The organism is Nocardiopsis alba DSM 43377, assembly GCF_000341225.1.
Classification (GTDB): domain Bacteria; phylum Actinomycetota; class Actinomycetes; order Streptosporangiales; family Streptosporangiaceae; genus Nocardiopsis; species Nocardiopsis alba.
The window spans coordinates 1-25719 of record NZ_ANAC01000013.1 but is presented as its reverse complement, the minus strand read 5'-3'; the positions used below and the strand labels follow the sequence as shown (position 1 = coordinate 25719).

25 protein-coding genes are annotated in these 25719 nt (G+C 70.5%); 11 read left to right on the top strand and 14 right to left on the bottom strand.

What is annotated here, in order from left to right:
- Positions 1–56: 56 nt before the first annotated feature.
- The 7 genes from D451_RS0114775 to D451_RS0114745 all read right to left on the bottom strand — a co-directional run bounded on the left by D451_RS0114775 (position 57) and on the right by D451_RS0114745 (position 6689).
- Positions 57–830, bottom strand: a complete 774-nt coding sequence (locus tag D451_RS0114775; RefSeq protein ID WP_017535024.1) for an NAD(P)-dependent oxidoreductase — start codon at positions 828–830, stop codon at positions 57–59.
- 131 nt (positions 831–961) lie between these two features.
- Positions 962–1729, bottom strand: coding sequence for an IclR family transcriptional regulator (locus tag D451_RS0114770; RefSeq protein ID WP_026125085.1), 768 nt, complete (start codon positions 1727–1729; stop codon positions 962–964).
- A 42-nt stretch (positions 1730–1771) separates the two neighbouring features.
- Positions 1772–2371 carry an RraA family protein gene (locus tag D451_RS0114765; protein ID WP_014908729.1) on the bottom strand — a complete coding sequence of 200 codons (600 nt, stop codon included), beginning with the start codon at positions 2369–2371 and terminating at the stop codon, positions 1772–1774.
- 198 nt (positions 2372–2569) lie between these two features.
- Positions 2570–2836: a membrane protein gene (locus D451_RS0114760; RefSeq protein ID WP_017535022.1), complete on the bottom strand. Its 267-nt coding sequence runs from the start codon at positions 2834–2836 to the stop codon at positions 2570–2572.
- A gap of 58 nt (positions 2837–2894) precedes the next feature.
- Positions 2895–4238 (bottom strand): TRAP transporter large permease subunit, encoded by a 1344-nt coding sequence (locus D451_RS0114755; protein ID WP_017535021.1) that lies wholly within the window; start codon positions 4236–4238, stop codon positions 2895–2897.
- A gap of 388 nt (positions 4239–4626) precedes the next feature.
- Positions 4627–5505 (bottom strand): HpcH/HpaI aldolase/citrate lyase family protein, encoded by an 879-nt coding sequence (locus D451_RS0114750; protein ID WP_017535020.1) that lies wholly within the window; start codon positions 5503–5505, stop codon positions 4627–4629.
- The gene (locus tag D451_RS0114745) at positions 5505–6689 is read right to left on the bottom strand and encodes a CaiB/BaiF CoA transferase family protein (RefSeq protein ID WP_017535019.1); all 1185 of its coding nucleotides are present in this window, start codon (positions 6687–6689) and stop codon (positions 5505–5507) included. Before D451_RS0114745 ends, D451_RS0114750 begins: the two co-directional genes overlap by 1 nt.
- A gap of 136 nt (positions 6690–6825) precedes the next feature.
- Here D451_RS0114745 and D451_RS0114740 point away from each other — a divergent pair, with 136 nt between their 5' ends.
- A complete protein-coding gene (locus D451_RS0114740) occupies positions 6826–7509 on the top strand; it encodes a GntR family transcriptional regulator (protein ID WP_017535018.1) in 684 nt (227 codons plus the stop codon).
- A gap of 82 nt (positions 7510–7591) precedes the next feature.
- Here D451_RS0114740 and D451_RS0114735 read toward each other — a convergent pair whose 3' ends face one another.
- Positions 7592–7912, bottom strand: coding sequence for an antibiotic biosynthesis monooxygenase family protein (locus D451_RS0114735; RefSeq protein ID WP_014908423.1), 321 nt, complete (start codon positions 7910–7912; stop codon positions 7592–7594).
- A 460-nt stretch (positions 7913–8372) separates the two neighbouring features.
- Here D451_RS0114735 and D451_RS0114730 point away from each other — a divergent pair, with 460 nt between their 5' ends.
- The 4 genes from D451_RS0114730 (at position 8373) to D451_RS0114715 (ending at position 13827) form a co-directional block, all read left to right on the top strand.
- Positions 8373–9401: a LacI family DNA-binding transcriptional regulator gene (locus tag D451_RS0114730; protein WP_014912817.1), complete on the top strand. Its 1029-nt coding sequence runs from the start codon at positions 8373–8375 to the stop codon at positions 9399–9401.
- Positions 9394–10920 (top strand): sugar ABC transporter ATP-binding protein, encoded by a 1527-nt coding sequence (locus D451_RS0114725; RefSeq protein ID WP_017535017.1) that lies wholly within the window; start codon positions 9394–9396, stop codon positions 10918–10920. Before D451_RS0114730 ends, D451_RS0114725 begins: the two co-directional genes overlap by 8 nt.
- Positions 10910–12847 (top strand): ABC transporter permease/substrate-binding protein, encoded by a 1938-nt coding sequence (locus tag D451_RS0114720; protein WP_017535016.1) that lies wholly within the window; start codon positions 10910–10912, stop codon positions 12845–12847. Before D451_RS0114725 ends, D451_RS0114720 begins: the two co-directional genes overlap by 11 nt.
- A gap of 167 nt (positions 12848–13014) precedes the next feature.
- Positions 13015–13827 (top strand): transporter substrate-binding domain-containing protein, encoded by an 813-nt coding sequence (locus D451_RS0114715; protein WP_017535015.1) that lies wholly within the window; start codon positions 13015–13017, stop codon positions 13825–13827.
- 12 nt (positions 13828–13839) lie between these two features.
- On the opposite strand, the gene D451_RS0114710 is transcribed toward D451_RS0114715, so the two are convergent.
- Positions 13840–15171 carry a hypothetical protein gene (locus tag D451_RS0114710; protein ID WP_017535014.1) on the bottom strand — a complete coding sequence of 444 codons (1332 nt, stop codon included), beginning with the start codon at positions 15169–15171 and terminating at the stop codon, positions 13840–13842.
- Between the two features lie 350 nt (positions 15172–15521).
- Between D451_RS0114710 and D451_RS0114705 the strand changes: the two genes are divergently transcribed.
- Together D451_RS0114705 and D451_RS28655 are read left to right on the top strand one after the other, a co-directional pair.
- A complete protein-coding gene (locus D451_RS0114705) occupies positions 15522–17213 on the top strand; it encodes a sodium:solute symporter family protein (protein ID WP_234305846.1) in 1692 nt (563 codons plus the stop codon).
- A gap of 2 nt (positions 17214–17215) precedes the next feature.
- Complete coding sequence (locus D451_RS28655; protein WP_014909044.1) at positions 17216–17347, top strand: putative transporter small subunit; 132 nt, start codon at positions 17216–17218, stop codon at positions 17345–17347.
- Between the two features lie 357 nt (positions 17348–17704).
- Here the strand turns inward: D451_RS28655 and D451_RS0114695 are convergent, their stop codons facing one another.
- Positions 17705–18469 (bottom strand): enoyl-CoA hydratase/isomerase family protein, encoded by a 765-nt coding sequence (locus tag D451_RS0114695; protein WP_017535012.1) that lies wholly within the window; start codon positions 18467–18469, stop codon positions 17705–17707.
- Between the two features lie 152 nt (positions 18470–18621).
- Between D451_RS0114695 and D451_RS0114690 the strand changes: the two genes are divergently transcribed.
- The 3 genes from D451_RS0114690 (at position 18622) to D451_RS0114680 (ending at position 20710) form a co-directional block, all read left to right on the top strand.
- Positions 18622–18966: a UBP-type zinc finger domain-containing protein gene (locus D451_RS0114690; RefSeq protein WP_017535011.1), complete on the top strand. Its 345-nt coding sequence runs from the start codon at positions 18622–18624 to the stop codon at positions 18964–18966.
- Positions 18967–19026: 60 nt separating this feature from the next.
- Entirely contained in the window at positions 19027–19353 is a 327-nt protein-coding gene (locus D451_RS0114685) for a GNAT family N-acetyltransferase (RefSeq protein WP_017535010.1), read from the top strand.
- 115 nt (positions 19354–19468) lie between these two features.
- On the top strand, positions 19469–20710 hold the full coding sequence (locus tag D451_RS0114680) for a cytochrome P450 (RefSeq protein WP_017535009.1): 1242 nt from the start codon (positions 19469–19471) through the stop codon (positions 20708–20710).
- A 57-nt stretch (positions 20711–20767) separates the two neighbouring features.
- Here the strand turns inward: D451_RS0114680 and D451_RS0114675 are convergent, their stop codons facing one another.
- The 4 genes from D451_RS0114675 to D451_RS0114660 all read right to left on the bottom strand — a co-directional run bounded on the left by D451_RS0114675 (position 20768) and on the right by D451_RS0114660 (position 24846).
- A complete protein-coding gene (locus tag D451_RS0114675; protein ID WP_017535008.1) occupies positions 20768–22027 on the bottom strand; it encodes a cytochrome P450 in 1260 nt (419 codons plus the stop codon).
- A 40-nt stretch (positions 22028–22067) separates the two neighbouring features.
- Positions 22068–22430, bottom strand: a complete 363-nt coding sequence (locus D451_RS0114670; RefSeq protein ID WP_017535007.1) for a DUF742 domain-containing protein — start codon at positions 22428–22430, stop codon at positions 22068–22070.
- On the bottom strand, positions 22424–24043 hold the full coding sequence (locus tag D451_RS0114665) for a sensor histidine kinase (protein WP_026125083.1): 1620 nt from the start codon (positions 24041–24043) through the stop codon (positions 22424–22426). The genes D451_RS0114670 and D451_RS0114665 overlap by 7 nt, the downstream gene beginning before the upstream one ends.
- 281 nt (positions 24044–24324) lie before the next feature.
- Positions 24325–24846 (bottom strand): ArsR/SmtB family transcription factor, encoded by a 522-nt coding sequence (locus D451_RS0114660; RefSeq protein ID WP_017535006.1) that lies wholly within the window; start codon positions 24844–24846, stop codon positions 24325–24327.
- 230 nt (positions 24847–25076) lie between these two features.
- Here D451_RS0114660 and D451_RS0114655 point away from each other — a divergent pair, with 230 nt between their 5' ends.
- Positions 25077–25586, top strand: a complete 510-nt coding sequence (locus tag D451_RS0114655) for a DUF7144 family membrane protein (protein WP_014912597.1) — start codon at positions 25077–25079, stop codon at positions 25584–25586.
- Positions 25587–25719: the final 133 nt, after the last annotated feature.

The following is a 25719-nucleotide window of genomic DNA, read 5'->3' as shown; positions in this document are numbered from 1 at the left end:
AGTGCGGCCGTGGTGAGCGCGTCCGTCGACGACGGATGATCCGTCCGGGGTCTCCGTCAACCCTGCTCGCCGTTGACGGCGAGTCTGCGCAGGGTCTGCTCCGAGGCGGTCGTCATCTCGTTCGGGACGCCGAGGGAATCGAGGAATTCGGCGGTGGCCCGCACCTCCTCACTGCGCCGGGAGGCGTGCTTGACGGTCCCGCTGAGAAAGCGGTCGACCAGCTCCGCGCCCCCCGTGAGCTGGGAGGCCACCTGTTCGCGCACCCATTCCTCCGCCCCCGCGGCCCTACCGGCCACGACGGCCTCGCACACCACCGAGGCGAGGGGCTTCATCAGGGAGCTGCGCAGGAGCTTGCGCGCCGTGGCCTCGCCCGGCTCTCCGGGCAGGACCTCCACGTCGGCGCCCAGGGACGCGCACACCCGCGCGACCTCGGGGGCGCCCGGACCACTGGCGATGAGGGCGGTGGCGGCTCCTCCGATCGTCATCGGGCCGAGGATGGCCACGTCGGCGAACCGGGCCCCGGTGGCCTGGACCTTCTCGCCGAGAGACCTCATGACGTCGGGGGTGGCGGAGGTGAGGTCGGCGTAGACGGTGTCCGGGGCGAGCGCTCCGAGCACGCTGTCCGCGACGGCGGGAGCGACGGAGGCGGAGGTGAGCACCAGCACCATGCCCGCCCCGGCCACGGCCTCGTGGGCGGACTCCGCGCGCCGGACGCCCTCGGGGGTGTCCGTGGGGCCGGGGTCGAAGCCGGTGACCTCGTGGCCCGCTCCGGCGAGCGCGGTGGCGTAGATGTTTCCGGCCTCACCCAGGCCGATGACGGTGATGCGCATGGTGACCTTTCGTCGTGTGGGAGCCGACGACGGGCCGGGACCGCGCACGAGTGCGCCCGCTCGGTCCGGTCGCCGCTCCGCCGTGGTCCGGCGGGCGGCGTTCCCGATACGGGGTCGGGCGCTGGGCCGGATCACGGAAGGGGGTGCCGCCCACTGAGGGCGGAGGCTGCTCTTCGGAGTTCGGGGACGGCCTGACGCAGGCGGTCCCGGGATGTGTGTTCGGAAGGCCCGGAGACGGAGAGGGCGGCGAGCACCTCCCCGGTCGGGCCGGTGACGGCGACGGCCGCGGCGGCGACGGCGACGTCGCGCTCACCGATGGTCAGGCTGTAGCCGTCCTTGTCGATGTCCTCCAGTTCCCGGCGCACCCGCTCGGGATCGAGCGGTTCTCCCGAGGCGTTCGCGCACCCTTCCGACATCGCCACCACGGCGTCCCGCTCGTCCTTGGGCAGGTGGGCCGCGATGACCTTGCCGGACCCCACGTAGAGGGGGAACCAGCGGCCGATCGGAACCTGGTAGTGCAATTGAGGGCTGCCGTCGACCCGCGCCGCGAGCACGCGCTCGAAACCGCTGCGCACGTAGAGGGAGGAGGTCAGCCCGGTGACCGAGGTCAGACTCTGCATGACGGGCCGGGACTGCCGGGTGAGCCGGTCGTTGACCAGGAACCCGTGGGCCATGCGCAGCACGGCCACACCCAGGCGGTAGGTCTGGTTCTCCGCGACCACGAGGCCTCTGCGCTGGAGTACCGCCAGCGACCGGAGCACGGTCGCCGGATGCAGGTCCACCAGGCGGCACAGGTCCACCAGACGCAGAGGAGTCTCGCTGCGCTCCAGGGCCTCCAGGACGTCGAGGGCACGCTCCACACTGCGCACCGTGGGCTGACCCGACGACTCTGTGGCCACTGCGGAACCCCTCAGACTCTGGAGCTGGATGTCCCGCAAATGCTACAGGGCGGCGATCCTGGCCCGAGCCTCCTCCTCGCCGGCGTGCTTGGCCTCGGCCGCCGCGACGATCTCCTCCAGACGGTGTCGAGGGATGACGGTGACCCCGTCGTCGTCGCCCACGATCACGTCACCGGGGTTGACCACCACACGGCCCACGGAGACCGGCACCTGGAGCAGGCCGGGGCCGTTACGGTAGGGGCCGGCCGGGGTGACGGCGCGCGCCCAGGTCGGGAAGCCGATGGCGCCGAGGTCGTCGGCGTCGCGGATGGCTCCGTCCACGACGAACCCGGCGAGCCCTCGGGCCTTGGCGCGTCTGCCCATGAGGTCGCCGAGCAGGGCCCTGTGCGTGACCGCCTGGCCGTCGATCACGAGGACGTCACCGGGTGCCGCGGTGTCGATCGCCTCGTGGATGAGCTTGTTGTCGCCCCCGGCGGTCATCACCGTGAAGGCCGGTCCCACCACCTTCGCGCCCTTCCAGACGGTCGAGATGGCGGCCTCGGCCACGTACAGGCGGTCGAGCACGTCACCGACGTTGGCCGCGGGTAGCGATCCCAGGCGGCGGTACAGGTCTTCGGGAAGGGGCGTGGTCTGTCCCGTCATGGGATTCCTTTCGAGGGTGCGAGCCGCCGAGTATGTTCAGCGACACGTCTAACATTTCACCTAGCGAAGTTCATTGTCAATGTATGAAAAATTGACAGCTCCTCACACACGAATCGTGACTCTTGGTGATGGTTCGAGGCGGGGCGCCCGCCCTGGATCGGGCCGCGCCCCGCCTCAGCGAGTGGGAGGACCGGCGGGTCAGGCCGCCGGGGTCTCCTGGTCGTCCTTCTGGAGGTAGGAGGCCAGGAACGCGATGACGCCGAAGGTGGACGCGAGGGTCACCGCGGGGACCAGCAGGTGGTCGGACGCCGCGCTGACGAGCCCGGGCAGCGACAGGAGGGTCCCCACCAGCTGCCCCAGCACCATGAGGATCGCGACGAGGAAGAACGCGGCGAACGTCGCGACGAAGAGGACCCGGAGGATGCTCAGCGCGAGGTGGCGCGGCGACTGTTTGCGTTCGGACATCGGGTGCCCCTTTCTGTTCGGGCGGATGGCCGTGCCACCCGCCTGGGACCGCGGTGGATCAGACGACGAAGATGGGCAGGATTCCCCAGCCCACGAGGCAGGCCAGGAGGATGATGGGCACGAGGTAGAACAGGATCAGCGGAACGAAGGTCTTCTCCGCCTTGACCTGCACGATCCCCGAGGCGATGAAGATCGGCGCGGAGGGCGGAGAGGACCCCTCGGTCGAGGCGGCCACCAGCGGCACGACCAGCGCGATCACCGGATCCACACCCACGGCGACGAGGCTGAGGAAGGACACCTGGCCCACGGCGGTGAGGGCGGCGGTCGATGTCAAGGGGATGGAGACGATCGCGATCAGGAGTACGGTCAACGCCACCATGAGGAAAGGCCCGGCGTTGAAGTAGCCCAGCACCTGCTCGACGTCCTCGGCCAGGCCGAGGTCCGCGAGCACACCGCTGGCGGCCATCGCGAAGATCAGCAGCGCGCCGATGGTGCCCAGGCGCGGCATCGCCGCGAGCACGAAGTCGTACCACTGGCGCGCGCTCCCCGGCAGCTCACGGCGGCCGACGATGGCGGCGATGAGGATGATCAGGATCGGGATCCAGGTGATGAGCGAGATGTCACCGAGCGCGTCCCCGAGGCGGTCCGGCGAGCCCAGGTACTCCGAGAGCGGACCGGTGGTCACCGCGATCGGGATGAGGGCCCCGAGGTAGATGAGGGTGGCGGGCCAGCCGGTGCGCCACACCCGACCGAACGGCAGACGGGCCTGATCCTCCGCGGACCGTACGCCGTCCACCCGGATGAAGGCGAACGCCACCACGAGGCGATGCAGAACCTGGTAGAGACCGGTGACCAGCAGGGCCAGGTAGATGTCCCCGGTCGAGACGGCCGCGCCCGCGAAGCCGAGCATGATCACCATGGACGAACTGGGCGGCAGGGCGGCGCCCATGCCCCCGTTGCCCGCGAGGATCGTGGCCGCGCGCGCCCTGCTGAAGCCGTTGCGCACCATCCAGGGCCCGGTGACCGAACCGGTGGAGGCGACGTTGCCCGAGTTGGAGCCCGACAGCGCCCCCATCACTCCGGACGCCACGATGTCCACGTAGGCGGGGCCGCCCCGTAGTCGCCCCAAGGCGGCGTTGAGGATGTCGAGGATCTTGTTGATGAGGCCGGTGCGCTCGATCATGTAGGCCATGAACACGAAGGCCAGCGCGGCGTAGATGACCTCGTTCGAGGTGGTGTTCACGAGACCGGAGACCATCGCTCCGAAGAAGTCCCCTCCCGCGAACAGGCAGGTGGCGATGAAGCCGAGGAACATGGCCTCGCCCATGTTCCTCTTGAAGACGGCGCTCCAGACGATGATGACCGCGATGAAGGCGGCCAAGGCCAAGAGTGCAGAGGGCATGGGAGGCTCCCGAGCTCGGTGATGTGGGGACGGCGTCGCGGATTACGCCGGCGATGGCGCGCACCGCTCGGAGGAATCGAACGGTCGGCCCGATGGGGAGGTCGTCCTCGCCCGCATGTCGACACTTTTCACCTGAATGAAACAACGTTTCAAACAGTGAAGTTTAAGTTCGCTGTGTGAAGTGTGTCCCAGGTTACGTCGAACGTCAACCGTTGGCCGGAAATCTCTTGACCTGCGATGAAGCGGTCACACCACGCACATGACCGAGGGCACGCTCCAGGCACGCGTGGCGCGCCCCACCGCGATTCGTTCGGCGAGCGGGGCACTTCGGGGCCCTGAGGCGGGGGTGGGAAACGGACCGTCCCGCCTCAGGGGACGGGGCCTGACCTCAGTCCGCCCCCCGTTCGGCGATGCTCTCGGCCAGGGCGAGTGTGCGCAGGGCGGCCGTCACCACCGGCGCGTCGATGAAGCGACCATCGGCCAGGGCGATCGCGCCGCCTCCGCGGGCCGACCCGACGGAGGCGCACTCGGCCGCCTCCGCGATCTGGCGGGCACGGGACACCTCCTCCTCGGAGGGGGTGAAGGCCCGCCGGATCACCGGCACCTGGCGGGGGTGGATCGCGGTCCGGCCGAAGAGTCCGATGTCTCGCCCACGCAGGCAGGAGCGGTACAGGCCCTCCGTGTCCCGGACTTCGATGTAGGCCGCCATGCCCGGTGCCGCCAGCCCGGCGGCGGCCGAGGCGACGACGATGCGGGTCCGCAGCCAGGAGAAGGCCTCGTCGCCCCTGAGCCCCAGCTCGGCGGTCAGGTCCGCCTCGCCCAGGGCCAACGAGCGCACGGCGGGGTGCGCCGCGATCTCCGAGACGTTCTCCACCCCCCGCGCGGACTCCAGGAGGCAGTCCACGGGCACGCCCTCACCGACGGCTTCGACGACGAGGTCGACGTCCTCCGCCGACTCGATCTTGGGCACCCGGACCCCGTCCGCTCCCCCCGCCGCCACGGCGGCGGCGTCGAGCGCGAACCACTCGCTGTGCGGCGCGTTGACCCGGACGTGCACCCGCGCCCCATCGCCGACCGGCTCCGCGCGGCGGGTCTCGAGGAAGTCCCGCACGTGGCGCCGGGCCGCGTCCTTGACCGGCGGCAGGACCGCGTCCTCCAGGTCCAGGATGACCGCGTCCGCTCCGGAGGCCATCGCCTTGGCGAAGCGCTCGGGCCGGTCGCCGGGCACGTAGAGCCACGTGACCAGGGGCGTCTGCACGGCGCTCATCAGATGACCCCCGCTTCGCGCAGCCCGGTCCGGGCCTCCTCGGAGTAGCCGAGCTCCGCCAGCACCTCGTCGGTGTGACGGCCCTTGGGCGGACCCACCCACCGGATCTCGCCGGGGCTCTCGGACATACGGAAGGGCACGTTCTGGACGGCCACGCTCCCGAGCTCGTCGTCCGGGACGTGCACGATCGTCTCCAGGGCCCGGTACTGCGGATCGGTGGCGATGTCGGACGCGTCGTAGATCGGCGCGATGGCCGCCTGCGCCCGGTCGAACTCCTCGATCACCTCGTCCGCGTCGCGCGCGGCGATCCAGGCGCCCACGGCCTCGTCGAGTTCGTCGGCGTGCTCGTAGCGGGTGCGGCCGGACGCGAACCAGGGTTCGTCCACCAGGTCCTCGCGACCCACCAGGCGCATCACGCGCTCCGCGATGGACTGGGCGCTGGTCGAGATCGCCAGCCAGCGGCCGTCCCGGGTCCGGTAGGTGTTGCGGGGCGCGTTGCTGGTGGACCGGTTGCCGGTCCGCTCCGGGATCGCCCCGGTCGCGTGGTAGGCGGTGAGCTGGGGGCCGAGGACCGTGAGGATCGGCTCGATGATGGCCAGGTCGATCACCTGGCCTCTACCGGTCTCCTCACGGTGGTGCACGGCGACCATGACGGCGTAGGCCACGGCCAGCGCCGCGATCCCATCGGCCAGGGCCAGGGGTGGGAGTGTGGGCGGACCGTCCGGCTGCCCGGTCATGGAGGCGAAGCCGCTCATGGCCTCGGCGAGGGTGCCGAAGCCCGGGCGGTGGGCCATCGGCCCCTTCTGTCCGAACCCGGTGACGCGGGCGATGATGAGCCGGGGGTTGCGTTCGAGAAGCGTCTCGGGGGAGAGGTTCCAGCGTTCGAGGGTGCCGGGGCGGAAGTTCTCGATGAGGACGTCGGCCTCGTCCAGCAGACGGAGCGCGACCTCCTGCCCCTCGGGCCGGGAGAGGTCGAGCGTGGTCGTGCGCTTGTTGCGGGCCAGCATCTTCCACCAGAGCCCGACCCCGTTCTTGGTGGGCCCGTGCCCCCGGGCGGGGTCGCCGCGACGGGGGTGCTCGACCTTCACGACCTCGGCCCCGAAGTCACCCAGGTAGGTGGCGGCCATCGGACCCGCGAAGAGCGTGGCAGCGTCGACGACCTTCAGGTTGCTCAGTGATCTCATATCAAACAACCTATAAGATATATAAACAGGCGCAAGGGGGTCGCCTCCGACGAACCACCCGGGACCCCGGCGGGGTGGGGGCGCCGGGCCTCTAAGCTTGGTTCCATGAACATCGTGTCGACAGGGAGGTCCTCTTTTGTCCGCCTCTGGTAGCGGGGAGACGGCGGGGCTCCCGCGCACCGGGCGCCCCCCGACGAGCAAGGCCGAGTACGTCCACGAGACGCTGCGACACGAGATCGTGAACGGGGTCCATCCCCCCGGCGCCTCCGTCAACCAGGACGAGGTCGCCACCCGTCTCGGGGTCTCCATCACCCCCGTGCGCGAGGCGCTGCGCCGCCTGGAGAGTGACGGCCTGGTGACCTACCGCGCGCACCATGGCGCCACCGTCTCCGCGCTCGGCGTCGAGGCAGCCGAGGAACTCCGACAGCTGCGCGCGGCGGTCGAGGGTCTGAGCGCGCGCCTGGCGGCCCAACGGATCACCGACGCCCAGCTGGCCGAGCTCACGGAGGTGCACGACCGCATGGTCTCCGGACGCGAATCGGCCGACTCACAGGATCTGGCCCGGGACAGTCACCTGTTCCACCAGATGGTCGCCGATGTGGGAGGCCCCGCCTTCCTGGGTGGACATGTCCGTTCCCTACGGCGCAACAACCCCATCCTGGAGACCGTCTCGCGCTGGAAGGATCCGGCCAGGGCCACCCTGTACCTGAACGCGCACGGGCGGATGTTGGAGGCCTTCGCTCAGAGGGACGGGGCCGAGGCCGAGCGCCTGATGGCCGAGCACATCCTGGCCTCCCCCGGGGGGAACGGCTCCGATTAGGGCCTCCCCAGGACCACGCCGCCGGTCGGACGGCACCCGAACGGAGGGCGCTCCGGGCCCGGGCCCGGAGCGCCCTCCTCGATCATCCGCCCTCGGTGAACCGCAGCCGGTACAGCGCGGACACGGAGGTCGCGATCGCCCTGCACTGGGTGAAGTGCGGCTGGGCGTCCGGGTGCTCGATCGCCTTGGTGAAGTGCTCCTCGCTCTCCCACTGCGCGTAGTTGCACACCTTGGTGCCGTCGAGGCCGACGTGCACGTTGGCCGAGACGAAGCCGGGGAAGTGGCGCATGACGTCCTCCGTCGCCTCGTGCAGGAGTTCCACCAGCCTCTCCTGGTCACGGGGTTCGACCGTGAACGTGTTGATGAGCGCGACGAGATCGCGATCGGTATCGATGACGGCCATGGCGGGCTCCTTGTGTCGTCTTCACCGTGACCCGCGATCTCCACGCGTGATCCGAGCATGTTCGAACACGTTCCGTGACGACCGGGAAGCCGTCCGGGGCCGCCGAGGGGGTGCGCCGAGCTCCGCCCAGGGGTCGTGACGCCGGTCGCGGGGGTCGAGGGCGGGCCCGGTCAGGATACGACGTCGCAGGTCGGGCGGCACGCAGCGTGCCTGGGCGAGTCGATCCCGGCCGCGGTGCCGGTGAGGCGAGAGGGGGAGCCTCCCCCACCCCCGGAGGGATGTGACCGGAAGCACGTCGGCGCCGGAAAGCCCGTACCCACCGGCCCGGCGCCCTCTCCGGCACCCCTGTGAACTTCTGTGCCCTGCACCCCTGGTGTTGTCGTTTCCTATCATGTAAACGTTTACACGCACCGTTCTCGACGGTGCCGCCCTGGAACGCACGAAGGAGGTGGGGGACGCGATGGTGGGTATCAAGGACGTCGCCGAGGCCGCGGGACTGTCCGTGGCCACGGTGTCCCGGGCGCTCAACGGGAACCCGTCCGTCAGCGACGCGGCCCGTGAGCGGGTCCTCGCCGCCGCCGACGCCCTCGGCTACCGCCCCAACGTCGTGGCGCGTTCACTGCGCACCCACCGGACCGGCACGATCGGCCTGGTCATCAGCGACGTCCTCAACCCCTACTTCACCGAGTTGGCCAGGTCCGTGGAGGAGGAGGCCCGGGCGCTGGGCTACAGCGTCATCATCGGCAACGCCGACGAGCGGGCCGACCTGGAGGACCACCACGTCCGCAACCTGCTGGAGCGCCGGATCGACGGTCTTCTCGTCTCCCCCGCCGACGGCCACTCCCCCAGGACCCTGGAGGCGGCCTCGGGCCCCACCCCGGTGGTCTTCGTCGACCGTTGGATCCCCGGGGTCGACGTCCCCGTGGTGCGTTCCGACGGGCGCGGCGCGATCCGGGACCTGGTCGACCACCTGTGCTCGCTCGGTCATCGCAGGCTCGCCATCATCACCGGTCCGACCGCCACGACCACCGGACGCGAGCGGGTGGACGCCTTCCGCGAGACCCTGGCCGCGCACGGGATCCCCCTGCCGGAGTCCTACATCGGCCGCGGCGACTTCCAGGTCGAAAGCGGTCGGCTGGCCACGGAACGCTTCCTGGACCTGCCCGAACGCCCCGACGTCGTCTTCGCCACCGACAACCTCATGGCGTTGGGCGCCCTCGACGCGATCGGGGAGCGCGGCCTGCGCGTGCCCCACGACATCGGTCTGGCCGCCTTCGACGACATCCCGTGGTTCTCGCACACCGATCCGCCGATCACGACGATCTCCCAGCCCACGGCGGAGCTGGGACGGGTGGCCGTACGGGCGTTGGCCGACCTCGTCGAGGGCGGGGCCGCCTCCTCCACGGTCCTGCCCGCCCATCTCGTCGTACGCCGCTCCTGCGGCGAGCCCGATCCCCGAACCCCGAGCGGAGGAGCCGCACGTGAGTAGTCCGGACGAACTGCTGCGCATCGAGGGGGTGCGCAAGGCCTTTCCCGGGGTGGTCGCCCTCGACGAGGTCGACTTCGACCTCCGTCGCGGCGAGGTGCACGTCCTCCTGGGCGAGAACGGGGCCGGCAAGAGCACCCTCATCAAGGTGCTCTCCGGTGCCCATCGCCCCGACCGGGGGCGTGTACTGGTCAGGGGCGAGGAGGTGGTCATCCGTGACGCCCAGGACGCCGCGCGGCTGGGCATCGCCACCATCTACCAGGAGTTCAACCTGGTCCCCGACGTGACGGTGGCCGAGAACATCTTCCTGGGACGTCAGCCTCGACGTTTCGGGCTCATCGACCATCGCCGCATGGAGGCCGAGGCGGCCCTGCTGTTGGACCGGGTGGGCGTGGACGTGTCCCCGCGCGCCAAGGTCCGCGGTCTCGGTATCGCCCAACTCCAGATGGTGGAGATCGCCAAGGCGCTCAGTCTGGACGCCGGGATCCTCATCATGGACGAGCCCACGGCCGTGCTGACCACCGAGGAGGTCGAGCGGCTCTTCGCGATCGCCCGAAGGCTGCGCGACGAGGGCGTGGGCATCGTCTTCATCACCCACCACCTGGAGGAGATCGCCGCGCTCGGCGACCGTGTGACGGTACTGCGCGACGGCCGTTCGATCGACCGGGTGGCGGCGTCCACGCCCCAGGACGAGCTGGTGCGCCTCATGGTGGGTCGCGACATCGAGGAGCAGTACCCGCGTGAGCGCCCCGAGGCGGGCGAGCCGCTGCTGAGCGTGCGGGGTCTGACCCGGGCCGGTCGTTTTCACGACATCGACCTGGACGTACGGGCCGGCGAGGTCGTCGGACTGGCCGGTCTGGTCGGCGCCGGACGCACCGAGGTGGCCCGCGCCGTCTTCGGCGCCGACCCCTACGACTCGGGAACGGTCGAGGTCCTGGGCCGACGGATCCCCGGCGGCGACGTGAACGCGGCCATGGGCGCGGGTCTGGGGCTGGTGCCCGAGGACCGCAAGGGCCAGGGCCTGGTGTTGGACGCCTCGGTGGAGGAGAACCTGGGCCTGGTCACCCTCGGCCCGACCAGCCGGGTCGGGTTCGTGGACCTGGCCGGGCAGCGGGCCTCGGCCCGGCGGATCGCCGGCGAACTCGGTGTCCGTATGTCCGGCATCGACCAGCACGTGCGCACGCTCTCGGGCGGCAACCAGCAGAAGGTCGTCATCGGCAAGTGGCTGCTCGCCGACTCCAAGGTGCTGATCCTCGACGAGCCGACCCGGGGCGTCGACGCCGGCGCCAAGGTCGAGATCTACCGTCTCGTCAACGAACTGACCGCCTCCGGTCACGCGGTCCTGATGATCTCCAGCGACCTCCCCGAGGTCCTGGGGATGAGCGACCGGATCCTCGTCATGGCCCAGGGCCGCGTCACCGGTGAGCTCTCCGCAGAGGAGGCCACACAGGACGCCGTGATGTCCCTGGCCGTCGCCACCGACCCCGAAGAGAACGTAGTGGAGGGCCGGAATGGCCACTGACACAGCAAAGAGCGGCGGCGCCCGGTCCGTCGTCGGCCGTTTCCTGTTGGAGAACGGGGCCCTGACCGCGCTGGCCGTCCTGGTCGTGGTCATGTCGCTGCTCTCCGGCGACTTCCTGACCGCGCAGAACCTTCTGAACGTCGGTGTCCAGGCGGCCGTCATCGCGGTCCTGGCCTTCGGCGTCACCTTCGTCATCATCTCCGGCGGGATCGACCTGTCGGTGGGGTCGGTGGCGGCGTTGTCGGCGACGGCGCTGGCCTTCCTCGCCGCGATCGACGGGGTGCCGATCTGGCTGGCCGTGGTGTTGGCCGCCGCCACGGGTACCGCCTGCGGTCTGGTCAACGGGGCCCTGATCGCCTACGGCAAGCTTCCGCCGTTCATCGCCACTCTGGCGATGCTCTCCATCGGACGCGGGCTCTCCCTGGTGATCTCCGAGGGCAGCCCGATCGCGCTGCCGGACCCGGTGGCCCGTCTGGGCGACTCCCTCGGCGGGTGGTTCCCCGTCCCCGTGCTGATCATGCTCTTGATGGGTCTGGTCACCGCCGTGATCCTGCGCCGGACCTTCACCGGGCGCGCGATGTACGCGATCGGCGGCAACGAGGAGGCGGCCCGCCTGTCCGGGATCCGGGTCGAGCGGCAGAAGCTGGGCATCTACGCGCTCTCGGGTCTGTTCGCGGCCGTCGCCGGTGTCATCCTGGCGGCCCGTCTGGCCTCGGCCCAGCCGCAGGCGGCCCAGGGTTACGAGCTCGACGCGATCGCCGCCGTCGTCATCGGCGGCGCCAGCCTCGCCGGGGGTGTGGGCACCGCCCTGGGCACCCTGATCGGCGCGCTGATCCTCGCGGTGCTGCGCAACGGCCTCAACCTGCTCTCGGTCTCGGCGTTCTGGCAGCAGGTCGTGATCGGTGTGGTCATCGCGCTCGCCGTCCTGTTCGACACGCTGCGCCGCCGTTCCGGTGGCGCGGGCGGTGGTCCGGGCGCGGGCGGTCCGGGTGTCGGCGGTGGTCGACGCGGGGTCCGTCTCGCGCTCGCGGCCGCGGTCACCGCGCTGGTCGTGGGGGCGCTGTCCTTCCTGGTCCCGAACTCCTCCTCCGACGGTCCCCGGGTGGGGATGTCGCTGTCGACGCTCAACAACCCGTTCTTCCTCCAGATGCGCGACGGCGCGCAGGAGGAGGCGGACGAGGCCGGGGTGAACCTGATCGTCACCGACGCCCAGGACGACGCCTCGCAGCAGGCCGACCAGATCCAGAACTTCATCAGCACCGGTGTCGACGCCATGGTGCTCAACCCGGTGGACTCCGACGCCTCCGGCCCCCCGGTGCGCGGCGCCAACAACGCCGACATCCCGGTGATCGCCGCCGACCGCGGTGTCGAGGGCGCCGAGGTGGAGACCCTGGTCGCCTCCGACAACGTCGAGGGCGGTCGTGAGGCGGCCCGGGTGATGGCCGACGCGCTCGGTGAGGAGGGTCGGATCGTGGTGCTCCAGGGCACCCCCGGCACCTCCGCCAGCCGTGAGCGCGGGTCCGGTTTCGCCGAGGGGATCGCCGAGTTCCCCGACATCGAGGTCGTCTCGCAGCAGCCCGCGGACTTCGACCGTTCGCGCGGTCTGGACGTGATGACCAACATGTTGCAGAGCAACGGCGACGTGGACGGTGTCTTCGCGGAGAACGACGAGATGGCCCTGGGCGCGGCCGCGGCGCTCTCCTCCGCGGGGAAGGAGGCCGTGGTGATCGGCTTCGACGGCACCCCCGAGGGAGTCGACGCGGTCGGTGAGGGCGTCCTCTACGCCACCATCGCCCAGCGGCCGGCCGAGCTGGGTCGGGCCGCCGTGCGCAACGCGATCGCCGTGATCGAGGGTGAGCGGATCGAGGAGACCGTGAAGGTGCCGGTGGAGGTCGTCACCGAGGAGAACGTCGACGACTTCTCCTGACGTCGTCTCCCGTCGCGGGCCCCGTCCACCAGGGCGGGGCCCGCGGTGTGTCCAGGGTGTGGACACACCGTTGTCAGGCCGTCGCACCCTGATTAGCATGACCCGGGCCACACCCGGACCGGTCCCCTCCCTCGCCCCGGGGTCCGGTGAGAACGTTCGGAGCCCCCGTGAGACCACGCGCCCTCGTCGTCCCCCTGTTGTCGGTGTCCCTCCTCGCGGGTTGCGCCTCCCCGAACGCGGAACCCTCCGGGGAGGCCGCCGACGAGAGCCGTCTGGACCGGGTCCTGGACACGGGCGTGATCCGGGTGTGCACGACCGGCGACTACCGTCCCTTCACCTATCTCGACCCGGAGACCGACGAGTTCGTCGGCATCGACGTGGACATGGCGCGCGATCTGGCCGACGACCTGGGTGTGGAGGTCGAGTGGGTCCAGACGAGCTGGGACGACCTGATGGAGGACTTCCTCGCCGACTGCGACATCGCGGTGGGCGGCATCTCGATCAGTACCGACCGCTCCCGTCAGGTGTACTTCTCCGCGCCGGTGATGGAGGACGGCAAGACCCCCATCACCCTGTGCGAGAACGTCGACGACTATCGGACGATCGAGCAGATCAACCGGCCCGGGGTCCGTTCGATCATGCCCAGCGGCGGCACCAACGAGATCTTCGCCGAGGAGCACTACCCGGAGGGCACGCTCATCCGGCACGACAACAACACCGTCTTCGACGAGATCGTGGCGGGCAACGCCGACGTCATGACCACCGACGCCTCCGAGACGCTCTGGGTGGCCAACGAGTACGAGGAGCTGTGCGCCGTCCATCCGGAGGAGCCCTTCGACTACTTCGAGAAGGCGTTCATGCTGCCCCGAGGCGACGAGGTGATGAAGCACTACGTCGACCAGTGGTTGAACATCGCCCTCCACGACGGGACCTGGGACGAGGCGGTCGAGCCCTGGTTCGGCCCCGACGTGGAGCTGTGAGCCGGGCGCCTCTCACAGATGGGTGAGGGGCGCCTCGTTTTCGACCCAGCGCCAATCGACGGGCTTCCACTCCTTCTTGAGCCGGTTGCGTCGACGGTTGTGGTCGGCCAGGGCCTCGGCGACGACGGGGCCGAGGTCGGCGAGGTCGTCCGGGATCTCGATGTCGAGCATGAGGCCGTGCTCGGGCCGGATCAGGATCAGGGTGCCGTCGGGGGCGCAGGCCATCGGCTTCAGGTGCCGCAGCCCCTTGTAGGCCTTCTCGGTCGTGGGCAGCCTGGCGAGCAGCCGACCGTCGGCGTCCCACATGTACAGGCCGGAATGGTTGACGTGATAGGCGCGGCCTCGGGCCGGGTCGGTGACGACGGCGTAGTGCTCGCCCGGGATCGGGGAGGAGTCTCCCCGCCCCGGGCTCTCCAGTTCGCCGATCAGGGTGCCTCGGTCGTCGATCAGGGCGTAGCTGTAGGAGCTCCACCGGTCGGGTCGGGGGCTCTCGAAGAGGGGGATGACGAAGCGGTCCTCGGCGAGGACCCGATAGGCCTCGTAGTGGAAATCGGCGCGGCGGGGCGACAGAGACCAGACGCCGCCGCAGCCCCGGTCCCGGACCTCGGTCAGGAGGCTCGGGGTGGGGCGGTTGCCCGGTCCGGCCGGTGCCCCGTCGTGGATCGTGTGGGGGAGGCGCGGTGATCCCTCGTCCGCGACCCATTTCCCGGTGAACGGGCCGTCCCCCGGGACGACCAACGCCTTGATGATCCTTACGGTCGGCCGTTCCTCGGCGGTGAGGGGGTCTTCGGCCAACCCGATCAGGTTGGGTCGCGTCCCCATCCCGCCGGCCTCCCGTTCCGGGACCACGCACAGGAGCCGCCCGGCAGGGGTGGTGCGGATCAGCGTGGCGAAGCCGCCCCTCAGGTGTTCGGAGACGTCCCATTCGTCCCAGGAGGTGGACCGGTCCCCTCCCCAGGAGCCGATCGTCCCCCGCAGCTCGGCGTCGACCAGGAAGACCTCCCCTTGAGCGGCGGTCAAGGCCAGGGAGCCGTCGGGCAGGACGCACAGATCGTCGATGGTCGTCGGTAGCCCGCCCAACGTCTCCCGCTCTCCCACCCCTCGGGACAGGTGGAGGCCGAGTCTGCCGGCGAGCCCTCCGTCGGGGCGGAACCGGGAGATCAGGTGGGCGCACATCCCCTCCTTCCTGCCGGCGGAGATCTGGCGGATCCGGGTCAGCAGGTACCGGTCGCCCTTCGGGGAGACGTCCATGCACACGTGTTCGACGCCGGAGTAGGCGCCCGGACCGTCCATGTCGGACAGCAGGAGGGAGCCGGGCAGGGTGAGGGGAAGAGTGCGTGCCATGCCCACACTCTGCCCGCACGGTACGACAACGGCGCCTCGTGCCAGGTCGGAGCCGCTCCCAGGGGGCCGACCCCGCGACCGTCGGACCGGGTCGGCCGGCCCCGCGGATCCCCCTGCCGCACGCGCTTCCGGCGGCCCGCAAGGCCGTACCCAGGGGCTCTACGGTGAGCGCGCATTGGATTTCGGCGATTTTGTATGGAAACATCCCATAGTTGTCGTGCTCTCCTGAACGGTCGCCCAATTCCCTCCGAATGGGAACGCGCCCTCAGAGCGAGAGCACCGACCCGTCCTGTCCCCTACAGATCGAAAACTAAGTGCAGTCATTTTCTGAAGAATCCACCCTCACGCAGTTGGGCACGCCCGGCGTGCTCGCCCTTCTTCTCCTCTTCTACGGCGGCACCATGTGGATGTCCGTCGCGATTTCCAAGCGCAAGGAGAGCGCCGACGGCTACATGACCGCCGGCAACCGGATCGGCTTCGGTATCTCCGCCGCCTCCATGACCGCCACCTGGATCTGGGCGTCCTCGATGTACGCCTCGGCCACCGCGGGCTACACCTACGGTGTGGCCGGGCCCATCCACTACGGGCTCTGGGGCGCGCTGATGATCCTCTTCATCTACCCCTTCGGTAAACGGATCCGCGCCGTCGCGCCCAAGGCGCACACGCTGGCCGAGGTCATGTACGCCCGTCACGGTCGTTCCTCGCAGCTCATGCTCGCCGGATCCAACGTCCTCGGCTCCGTCATCTCCCTGACGTCGAACTTCATCGCGGGCGGGGCGATCATCGCGATGCTCTCCCCGCTGAGCTTCGGCGCGGGCATCGCCATCGTCGCCGGAGGCGTGCTGCTCTACACCCTCTGGTCCGGCTTCCGCGCCTCCGTGCTGACCGACTTCGTGCAGGTCGTGGCGATGCTCGGCGCCGCCGCGATCGTCATCCCGGTCATCTTCTTCGCCGCCGGCGGCTCCGAGATGTTCGAGGCCGGCCGCGCCATGGGCAACGTCACCCCGCAGCAGGAGAGCTTCTTCTCCTCGGACGCGTTCATGAACCAGGGCGCGCCCTACATCGCCGCGGTGCTGGCCTACGCGATCGGCAACCAGACCATCGCCCAGCGGCTCTTCGCGGTGCGCGAGGACCTGATCAAGCCCACCTTCGTCACCGCGACCGTGGGCTACGGCGCCACCGTGATCGGCGCGGGCATGGTCGGCGTCATGGCCCTCTACCTGGGCGTGCAGCCGCTCGACGGAGACGTGAACAACCTGCTCCCGCAGATGGCCGCCGAATACCTGCCGCTGCTCCTGCTGGGGCTGGCCTTCCTCATGATCATCGGCTCCCTGTCCTCCACCGCGGACTCCGACCTCGCGGCGCTGAGCTCGATCGTCATGGCCGACGTCTACGGCCAGTCCGTGGGTCGCGAGAAGGCGAACCCGAGGACGATGCTGCTGATCGGCCGCGCCACCATGGTCGTCGCGACGGGCGTCGCCCTGTACTTCGCGACGGCGAGGTTCAACATCCTCGACCTGCTCGTGTTCGTGGGCGCGCTGTGGGGCTGCCTCGTCTTCCCCGTCATCGCCTCCTTCTACTGGAAGAAGGTCACCAACCTCGCCTTCACCGTCTCGGTGCTCGCCGCGCTCGCGATGTTCCTGCCGGTGCGGTTCGAGTTCATCGCGCTCACCGGGGTCTGGGCCGTCCTCGTCGAGGCCCTGGCGATCGTGGGCGTGGGCGTGGTGCTGGGCATCATGGCCTTCGGTTTCTTCGGCCGTAAGGCGGCGGTCTGGGTGGGCGTGGTCGCGACCGTGGCGACCCTGCCGTTCGGTTTCGACTTCCTCCGCGACTACGCGGTGCTCTCCGGCTCCCTGGTCGCCTACGCGGTCTCGTTCCTCGTCTGCTGGGCGCTGTCGGTGCGCTCCAAGGCGGACTTCGACTTCGAGACCATCAAGCGGGTCACCGGGGACTTCGACGACGGTGGCCTCGACCCGCGAACGCAGGCCAACGAGAACACGGACGAGCCCGCGCCCACCACCACGAAGAACGAAGGGAACTGATCATGTCGGCGACCATTCTCACCGCCTACGTCCTCATCTGGCCGGTCCTCGTGGCCGGCGTCCTCGTGGCGATCGTCCGCGGGTTCGCCAAGGACGTGAAGGAGGCCCGCAAGGAGGGCCGTCCGCTCATCTGATCCCGTGCCCGGCCCCGACGGGGCGACGCACGCGGGATCGTCCGTCCCGGACCGGGACGGTCGGCCGGGGGCCGCTCGCGGTCACCCCCTCCCCCGGCTCCACCGCCCGTCACGATCGGCTTGTCACCGAAGTCGACGACGAATACCCCGAGAAAGCGCGTGGTTCCCCGGAACATTCGCATAATCACCCTCGGTGATCGAAGTGGTCCGTTCTCCGCTTTCTCCGCACGGATTTCCGCCACGATCGAACGCCGGACGGCGCGCGAAATAGGAGCCGCCGTCCGGAACCGCGAACGTATCCGCCCGTGGATATTCGAGGAATTCACGCGCCCGCGTCTCATGGAGCGGACCGGATCCTCACTCTCCGGTGAAGACCGGATCGACACGGGCGAGGGAGGCGGCCACTCCGGCCTCGCTGTCCTCGGTCGCCAACAGGCGGGTCTGCTCGACGATCTCCCGTTCCAGGGCGGCGGGCAGCTCGGCGAGCAACCCGGCGCGCATGGTCGCCTTCATCGAACGCACCGCGAGCGGAGCGGAGGCGGCGATCCGATGGGCGTACTCCAGAGCCGCCTCGCGGACCGCGCCGTCCTCGACCAGGAGGTCGGCCAACCCGATGGCGTACGCCTCCTCGCCGGGGACCCGACGGGCGGTGTAGAGCATGTCGGCGGCCTTCTGGGCGCCCACGATCCGGGGCAGGGAGACGCTCAGCCCGAACCCCTGGTGCAGTCCGAGGCGGCCGAAGTTGGCGTGGAAGCGGGTTCCAGGAGAGGCCACACGGAAGTCCGCGGAGCAGGCCAGGCCGAGTCCCCCGCCCACGGCGGCGCCCTGGACGGCGGCGATCACCGGGACCGGAAGCGAGTACAGGCGCAGGCCCTGACCGTAGATGGCGCTGAGCGTGTGCACGGGGCTGTCGCCCACCCCGCCCGAGGCGAAGTCCACACCGGCGCAGAAATTCTTTCCCTCCGAGCACAGGACCAGGGCCCGGACGCCGTCGGCGACCAGCCTCTCGACGGTGTCGGCGAGCTCGGTGAGCACGTCGAGGGAGAAGTGGTTGTCGGGCGGACGGTGGACCTCCACGACGCCGACGTGATCGTCGACGTGGACGGACAGCTCCTCGCTCATGGGCGCCTTCCAGGGGTTCGGGCCGGAGACGGGGGGTGGACGGCCACGAGGGTATCGGGCCGCCCTCATCGGCCCGGCGGCGGTCCACGGATGACGCGCCCGGAGTGGGCGCGGTCCGTTCCCGCCGGGTGCCCCCTGGTTAACGTGACGCCATGAGCAACGAGATCGATCCGACCGTGCCGCCCAGCGGGAACGGCTGCCAGGAGTGCACGGAGCAGGGCGGCTGGTGGGTGCATCTGCGTCGCTGCGCCGCCTGTGGTCACGTGGGCTGTTGCGACAGTTCTCCCGGTCGGCACGGGACCATGCACTTCCGCAGGACCGGCCATCCGATCGTCCAGAGCTTCGAGCCCGGCGAGGAATGGTTCTACGACTTCCGCACCGAGGCGGTGGGCCGGGGACCGGAGCTGGCCCCGCCGACCTCCCACCCGGAGAGCCAGTCGGTACCGGGCCCGGCCGACCGGTTGCCGCCCGACTGGACGAACCGGGCCGGCGGTTGAGGGGGCGACCCGCCGTCCCCTTCGCTCGGCCCCGGCGGGGTGAACGGGCATAGTGGTGCCATGACGGACGCACAGCCCACCGTCGCCGACGCGGGCGACAGGTACACGATCACCGACGGCGGCGAGGTCGCCGGGTTCACCCGGTACGTGGACGCGGGGAACCGACGCATCTTCTTCCACACCGAGATCGAGGACCGTTTCGCCGGGCGCGGACTGGCCCGGACGCTCGTGGAGCGCGCTCTGGACCACACGCGGGGGCTGGGGATGCGGATCGTTCCGGTCTGCCCCTACGTGCACGGTTACGTGGATCGGCATCACGATTTCGACGACGCCCTGGAGCCGGTGACACCCGAGATCCTGGAGATCGTCCGGACCTCCCAGTACTGACCGCCGGCCCGGGGCCCGTCCCCGGGCCGCCCCTCGGCGGGCCGGGAGTGGATCACGGGCCGGGTCGTCCCTACCGTGGGGGTGACCCTCCCCTTCGATACCGGAGCGTGCCCGCATGACCACCGCCCACGACATCCCGGATCTGCTCTCCCCCGAGTTCCACGACGACCCCTACTCCGCCTACGCGCTCCTGCGCGAGCACGCCCCGCTGCTGTGGCACGAGCCCACCTCCGGTTACGTGCTGTCCCGTTACGCCGACGTCCGCCGTGTGTTCCAGGACCGGGAGGGGGCGTTCTCCACCGAGAACTACGCCTGGCAGTTGGAGCCGGTCCACGGGCGCACCATCCTCCAGCTCGACGGTCGTGAGCACGCGGTACGTCGGGCCCTGGTCGCGCCCGCCTTCCGGGGGCGGGACCTGAGCGAACGCTTCCTGCCGGTGATCGAACGCAACAGCCGTGAGCTCGTCGACGCCTTCCGCGACACCGGGCGCGTGGACCTGGTCTCCCAGTACGCGACACGGTTCCCCGTGAACGTCATCGTGGACATCCTGGGTCTGGACCGGGCCGACCACGACCGCTTCCACGAGTGGTACACCTCGATCATCGCCTTCCTCGGCAACCTGTCCCAGGACCCCGAGGTGACCGCCGCCGGGCTGCGCACCCACGACGAGCTGGCCGCGTACATGCTGCCGATCATCCGGGAGCGGCGGAACGACCCCGGCGACGACCTGCTCTCCCGGCTCTGCCTGGCCGAGGTCGACGGCACCCGGATGACCGACGAGGAGATCAAGGCGTTCTGTAGCCTCCTTCTGGCCGCCGGCGGGGAGACCACCGACAAGGCCCTGTCCTCCCTGTTCGCCAACCTGATCGCCCATCCCGAACAGCTGGCCGCCCTGCGCGAGGATCGTTCGCTGGTGCCCCGCGCCCTCGCCGAGTCCCTGCGCTACACCCCGCCGGTGCAGATGATCATGCGTCAGGCCACCCGGGACGTGGAGTTCGACGGTGGAACGGTGCCCCGGGGCGCCACCGTCACCTGTCTGATCGGGTCGGCCAACCGCGACCCCGAACGCTTCGCCGACCCCGACGCCTTCGACCTGTTCCGGGAGGAGCTGTCGGAGGCCACGTCCTTCTCGGCCGCGGCCGAGCACCTCTCCTTCGCCCTGGGGCGGCACTTCTGTGTGGGCGCCCTCCTGGCCGAGGCCGAGGTCCGGGTGGCCGTCGACGACCTGCTCGACGCCATGCCCGACCTGCGCCCGGCCGAGGGCGCGGCGCCGGTCGAGCGAGGGCTGTTCACCCGGGGGCTCGAGGCCCTGCCGTTGGAGTTCTCCCCGGTCCCCCGCGCTCGCCGCGCCGACTGACCGGATTCGACTCGCGCGGCCCGGCCCCGGACGGGCCGCGCGAGGGCTCCGGGCGGCTCAGCGGCCGGTCGGGGAGAAGAGCACGGGGAGTTCGTGGAGGCCGCGCATCCACACCGAGGGGCGCCGACGGAGCTCCTCCGAGGGCACCGCGAGACGCACGTCGGGCAGCCGGTCCAGGAGGGTCTCCACCGCGACGCGGGCGATCGTCTCCGCGATCATCGGCGCCGGGAAGGGGCAGCCGTGCTCGCCCGCGCCGAACGACATCTGGGCCCGGTTCGTGGTGTGGACGTGCGGCTCCCCGGTCTCCAGGCGCGGGTCGCAGTGGGCGGCGGCAGGCCCCAACACCAGCAGATCCCCCCGTTCGATCCTACGTCCTCCCAGTTCACAGGCTTGAACCGCCCAGCGGCCGATGATGTTCTGGGTGGGGGTGTCCTTCCACAGCACCTCGTTGAGCGCCTCGCCGACGCTGCCGCGTCCCCCTCGCAGGGTGAGCGAGAAGTCGCCGTCGAGCAGCATGAGGCGCAGGGTGTTGCCGATCCAGTCGCCGGTGGGCGCCTGGGCCGCCGTCAGGACCACGAGCAGGTCGACGACGGCCTCCTCGTCGGTGAGCTCGGCCTCGTGCGCCAGCAGGCGGGAGGGCACGTCGTTCCTCGGGTCGGCGCGCCGTTCCATGACCATCCGGACCATGCGTTCCCGGAGCCTGCGGTGGGCGCGGGGCGCCTCCGGCGTCACGTCCAGGGAGACCAGGACGTCCTGGACCAGGTCGGGCACCTCCTGTTCCGGGATCCCGTACAGGCGGGCGACCACCTCGGCCGGGATCCGGTGGGCGTACCGGTCGATCAGGTCGGCCCTCCCGTCCCCGGCGAACCGGTCGACGAGCATGTCCGAGACCTGACGGCACAGGGCGTTCAGGTCGGCCCGATGGACGGCGCCCAAGGCGTCGCCGACCGCGTCGATCCGCCTCCGGTGTTCGGCCCCTTCGGTGAACGTCACCGAGGGGGTCCACATCACGTACGGCATCAGCGGCCAGTCGTCGTCGACGCTCTCCCAGAGGTTCCACCGCCGACAGTCGCGGGCGAACCGTTCGGGGCTGCGGGTGACGTGGTGCAGTTCCCGGTAGCCGAGGACGAACCAGGCCGGGACGTCCCCGTCGAGGAGGACGGGCGCCACCGGACCGAACCTGCGGCGCATCTCCTCGTAGAGCGCCTCGGGTTCCCTCGCGATCTCGGGACCGTACAGGCGCATGGCGTGCTCGTGGTCGGGGGACGAACGCGCGGGCTCCGTCCCGGGGGATACGACCCCCGTGTCGTCGTTCACGTCGGTCCCTTCGGGGCGCGGCCCGTCGGTCGCTGTCCGGTCAGAGGCGTTGGAGGGCATGGAGCACCTGTTTCAGGGTCTCGGGGTCGTTCCGGGTCCCCTCTCCGTTGATCGGGGGCACGGGGTGGCGGGCGATCACCGCCCCACGATCGAGCAGGTCGCCCAGAAGGATCCGTACGACGCTCAGCGGGAGCCCGAGCCGGGCCGCCAGCTCCACCACCGCGACCGGCCGGGCGCACAGACGCAGGATGTCCACGTGTTCGGACTGCATGTCGGGCGAGGGGCCGGACTCGGCGACGACGAGGGACACCGGGTCGAGGGCGACGTCGACGCCGCGGCGCCCTCCGATGACCGTGTACAGCCGGTCGGGGCTCTCCACGCCGACGGGCCCGACCGTCACCACGGGGGCGCCGTCTCGTGGTCGCCGAGGGGGGACGGGTCCGATCCCGGGTGGAGCCGATCGGGGTGTTCCCAGACCTCCTCGGCCAGAGCCCGTCCCCGGGAGAGGCCGGTCCCGTTCCCCCAGGGCATCGAGGGGCGGATGTCCTCGTCCTGCGGCTCGATCCCGGGTCGGGCCCCGGCGGGCGCTCCGAGCCGGGCCCCTCCCCCGGACATCTCCCGGGCGACCTCGTGGGTCCGGGCTCCGACGTCCTCGCCCTCGAACGTCTCCTCGGCCGGCGCCGCTTCCGGTCGAGGGCCCACGTCGGTGAGGAGGGCGGGCGGGATCAGCATGACGACCCCGAGCCCGCCCCGTGCCGAGGGACGCAGGCTCACCTTGAGCCCGTACGCGGCGGCCAGGCGGCCGACCACGGCCAGCCCCGTCCGCGAGCCGGGCAGGGTGGACAGGTCCCGGGGCTCGGCGAGAAGGCTCTCGATGTGCCGGCGCTCCCGGTGGCGGATCCCCGGTCCGCTGTCCTCGACGGTGATGGAGACCCCGGTGTCCTCCTCCTGGGCGTAGACGTGCACGTCGGTGTCGTGGGCGGAGAAGCAGGCCGCGTTGTCCATGACCTCGGCCAGCGCCTGCATGACGCCCTCGGCGGCGTGCCCGACCACGGCCGTGGTCCCGGTGTGGTGGAGGCGGACACGGCGGTAGGCGGTGATCCGCCCCATGGCCCCGCGCAGGATGCTCTCCATCTCGATGGGCCGGGTCCAGCGTCGTCCCGAGCGGCCGCCGGCCAGGACGACGAGGCCGTCGGCCAGGCGTCCGGTGCGGGAGACGTTGTGGTCCACCTCCAACAGGTCGGTGAAGACGTCGGCGCGATCGCCGTAGCGTTCCTCCAACCCTCGGAGTTGGGCCAGCAGGGTGGTCAGGTGGGCCTGGAGCCGCGCCCCCGCGTCGGCGGCGGAGAGCATCGCCGTGTCGCGGCGGCGGTCGGCGGCCAGGAGTTCGCCGAGCACGCGGCGGCGCAGCCGTTCCACGACGGGGTCGACCCGGCGGAACTCCCGGCTCAGGGTCTCCTCCGCGAGGGGCCGGTCCTGCCGGATGCGGAGCAGCATGAGGGGGAGGTCGAGGTCGGCGAGCGAGGCGACCTGCTCCTCGATCCGCTCGGCCGTGTCCCGTTCCTCGGCGGAGCGGCGTTCGGCGCCGGCGATCCTCGTGGTGACGGCGTGGGAGAGGCGGTCGATGGCCGGGTGTGCGGGGCGGGCGTGCTCGCCCAGGACGTCGTGGACCGCCCTGCCCTCGCTCACCGCGTGGGAGAGGGCGGGAAGGAGGACGTCCACGACCCGGCCGGCCTCCTCCTCCAGTAGACGCGCCCCGGCGCCGACCCGGGCCGCGTGTTCCCGGGCGTTGCGGGCGATGGCGACCTGGTGGACGGCCACCGCCACGGCGACGCACAGCAGGAGCGCGGCGACCCCTCCGAAGAGGCCGACGGCCGGTCTGGCCGGATCGGGGCTCTCGCTCACCGTCCAGGACCAGGCCGGAACGATGACCGCGGAGGCGACCAGAAGTGCGACGAGTGCCTGTTGGCCGGGGCTCGGAAGGGGCCGTTTCCGGTCGGACAGGTGTGCTGTCATGGTGATTTTCCTGGCTGCGTGGGCGAGGTGGGAGAGAAAGGGCCGCATCGCCCGACCACACGGGCATGGGCGTCTCCACTGGAGCCCGGAAAGGGTCGATCGAGGCGGCCGGATTTCACGTTAGACCACCTCAGAGGGGAGTGGGAGCTTTCCCGGGAACACATCCGAAAGGCAGATCGGAGCATCCCTCTCCCCGGACGACAAAGCAGAGGAAAAGAGAGTGGCCCCCTTTGTTTGGTTTTCTCACAAAGGGGACCGATACGGTTTTAAGGGCCTTTTTCCTAGAGAACGCCCTTGGCCGCGGTGAGGATGACCAGGAGGGGCACCCGGCGGTCGGCGGGGACCACGTAGTGGCCGCGGCGGCGGGTGGTGAGCCATCCGGCGGAGGCCAGCAGGTTGACGTGGTGGTAGATCTGCCCGGTCGTACCGAACCCCTCGCGCTCCTTGAGTTCGGCCACGGTGGAGACCCCCGAACAGACGGCCTTGAGGATCGCGAGACGGACCGGGTGCCCGAGCGCGTCGAGGGTGCCGGACAGGGCGGACCAGTCCAACCCGTCGACCTGGTCGACGGTCAGACCGTACTGCCAGCCGAGGGGCCCGTCGTCCCCGTCGAGGCGGCCCGCGTAGACCACAGCTCCGACCCCGTCCGGGACGGTCTCCTCCAGCCCCTTCAGCACCCAGAGGTCCTCGGCCCTCGCCCCTTCCGCCTCCGATACGGGCGTGGAGGGGGCCGGGCCGCGTTCCAGCTCGGCGACCCGGCGTTCCAGATCGGCGAGGCGTTCCTGTGTCGATCGTTCGCTCACGCGGCCAGAATAGCCGATTATCCGAAATTACGTAGTAACGGACTGACCAGCTCGAAAATACAGAGAAAACATGACTTTGCCCGATCCGAAGCAACCGCTTCCGTGCCCCTTGCCCGACGTGCCCCATCATGAAGGAGCGGCGTTCGGCTCCGCTCGCCCGTGTCCATCCGAGGTTCCGTCCCCCGGCGACCGGTTCGGCCGGACGGGACGACCGGTAAGGAGCACACCCCATGCGCTCGTCCAACGGTTGGCAGTACTTCGTCTGCACTCTGCTCGTCGTCATCGGCGCCATCAACATCATCCAGGGGCTCACCGCGATGTTCACCCCGGCCTTCTTCCTGGCCGACGAGTCCCGACTGCTCATGTTGGAGTACGAGGGCTGGGGCCTCCTGCTCGGAGGCTGGGGCGTGGTCATGGTCGTCGCCGGTCTGGCGATCCTGTCCGGCAGCGCCTGGGCCCGGATCTTCGGTATCGTCCTGGCCTCCGTGAACGCCCTGGCCCAACTGGCCTTCCTGATCGCCATGCCGCTCTGGTCGGCCATCGTCATCGCCATCGACATAGTGGTCGTCTACGGGCTCACCGCCGGCTGGCCCTCGGCCACCCGCGACGAGGAGGCCCCCGAGACCCGGAACTCCGCGTACCGGGCGGGCTACCGGGCGGCCCACGAACGTCCCGCCTCGACCCCTCCCCCCACCCGCTCCCCGGAGCACGGCGACCAGCGTCGCAGGACCAACGGCTGAGCCGTCCCGTTCACCGCCCCGTCCCGCCGGTTCCGGGACGGGGCGGTCCGTGTTCGGCCCCCGCGAGGCTCGCTTAGGTTCTAACGGTCGTTGCAACACCCCATCTCTGAAGGGGTGCGATGAACGACTTCCA

Bases quoted from the DNA above. Each gene is read 5' to 3' on its own strand.
- D451_RS0114775 (WP_017535024.1), bottom strand. From the start codon at position 830: ATGCGCATCACCGTCATCGGCCTGGGTGAGGCCGGAAACATCTACGCC.
- D451_RS0114765 (WP_014908729.1), bottom strand. From the start codon at position 2,371: ATGACGGGACAGACCACGCCCCTTCCCGAAGACCTGTACCGCCGCCTG.
- D451_RS0114760 (WP_017535022.1), bottom strand. From the start codon at position 2,836: ATGTCCGAACGCAAACAGTCGCCGCGCCACCTCGCGCTGAGCATCCTC.
- D451_RS0114755 (WP_017535021.1), bottom strand. From the start codon at position 4,238: ATGCCCTCTGCACTCTTGGCCTTGGCCGCCTTCATCGCGGTCATCATC.
- D451_RS0114750 (WP_017535020.1), bottom strand. From the start codon at position 5,505: ATGAGCGCCGTGCAGACGCCCCTGGTCACGTGGCTCTACGTGCCCGGC.
- D451_RS0114745 (WP_017535019.1), bottom strand. From the start codon at position 6,689: ATGAGATCACTGAGCAACCTGAAGGTCGTCGACGCTGCCACGCTCTTC.
- D451_RS0114735 (WP_014908423.1), bottom strand. From the start codon at position 7,912: ATGGCCGTCATCGATACCGATCGCGATCTCGTCGCGCTCATCAACACG.
- D451_RS0114730 (WP_014912817.1), top strand. From the start codon at position 8,373: ATGGTGGGTATCAAGGACGTCGCCGAGGCCGCGGGACTGTCCGTGGCC.
- D451_RS0114720 (WP_017535016.1), top strand. From the start codon at position 10,910: ATGGCCACTGACACAGCAAAGAGCGGCGGCGCCCGGTCCGTCGTCGGC.
- D451_RS0114710 (WP_017535014.1), bottom strand. From the start codon at position 15,171: ATGGCACGCACTCTTCCCCTCACCCTGCCCGGCTCCCTCCTGCTGTCC.
- D451_RS28655 (WP_014909044.1), top strand. From the start codon at position 17,216: ATGTCGGCGACCATTCTCACCGCCTACGTCCTCATCTGGCCGGTCCTC.
- D451_RS0114695 (WP_017535012.1), bottom strand. From the start codon at position 18,469: ATGAGCGAGGAGCTGTCCGTCCACGTCGACGATCACGTCGGCGTCGTG.
- D451_RS0114690 (WP_017535011.1), top strand. From the start codon at position 18,622: ATGAGCAACGAGATCGATCCGACCGTGCCGCCCAGCGGGAACGGCTGC.
- D451_RS0114685 (WP_017535010.1), top strand. From the start codon at position 19,027: ATGACGGACGCACAGCCCACCGTCGCCGACGCGGGCGACAGGTACACG.
- D451_RS0114680 (WP_017535009.1), top strand. From the start codon at position 19,469: ATGACCACCGCCCACGACATCCCGGATCTGCTCTCCCCCGAGTTCCAC.
- D451_RS0114665 (WP_026125083.1), bottom strand. From the start codon at position 24,043: ATGACAGCACACCTGTCCGACCGGAAACGGCCCCTTCCGAGCCCCGGC.
- D451_RS0114655 (WP_014912597.1), top strand. From the start codon at position 25,077: ATGCGCTCGTCCAACGGTTGGCAGTACTTCGTCTGCACTCTGCTCGTC.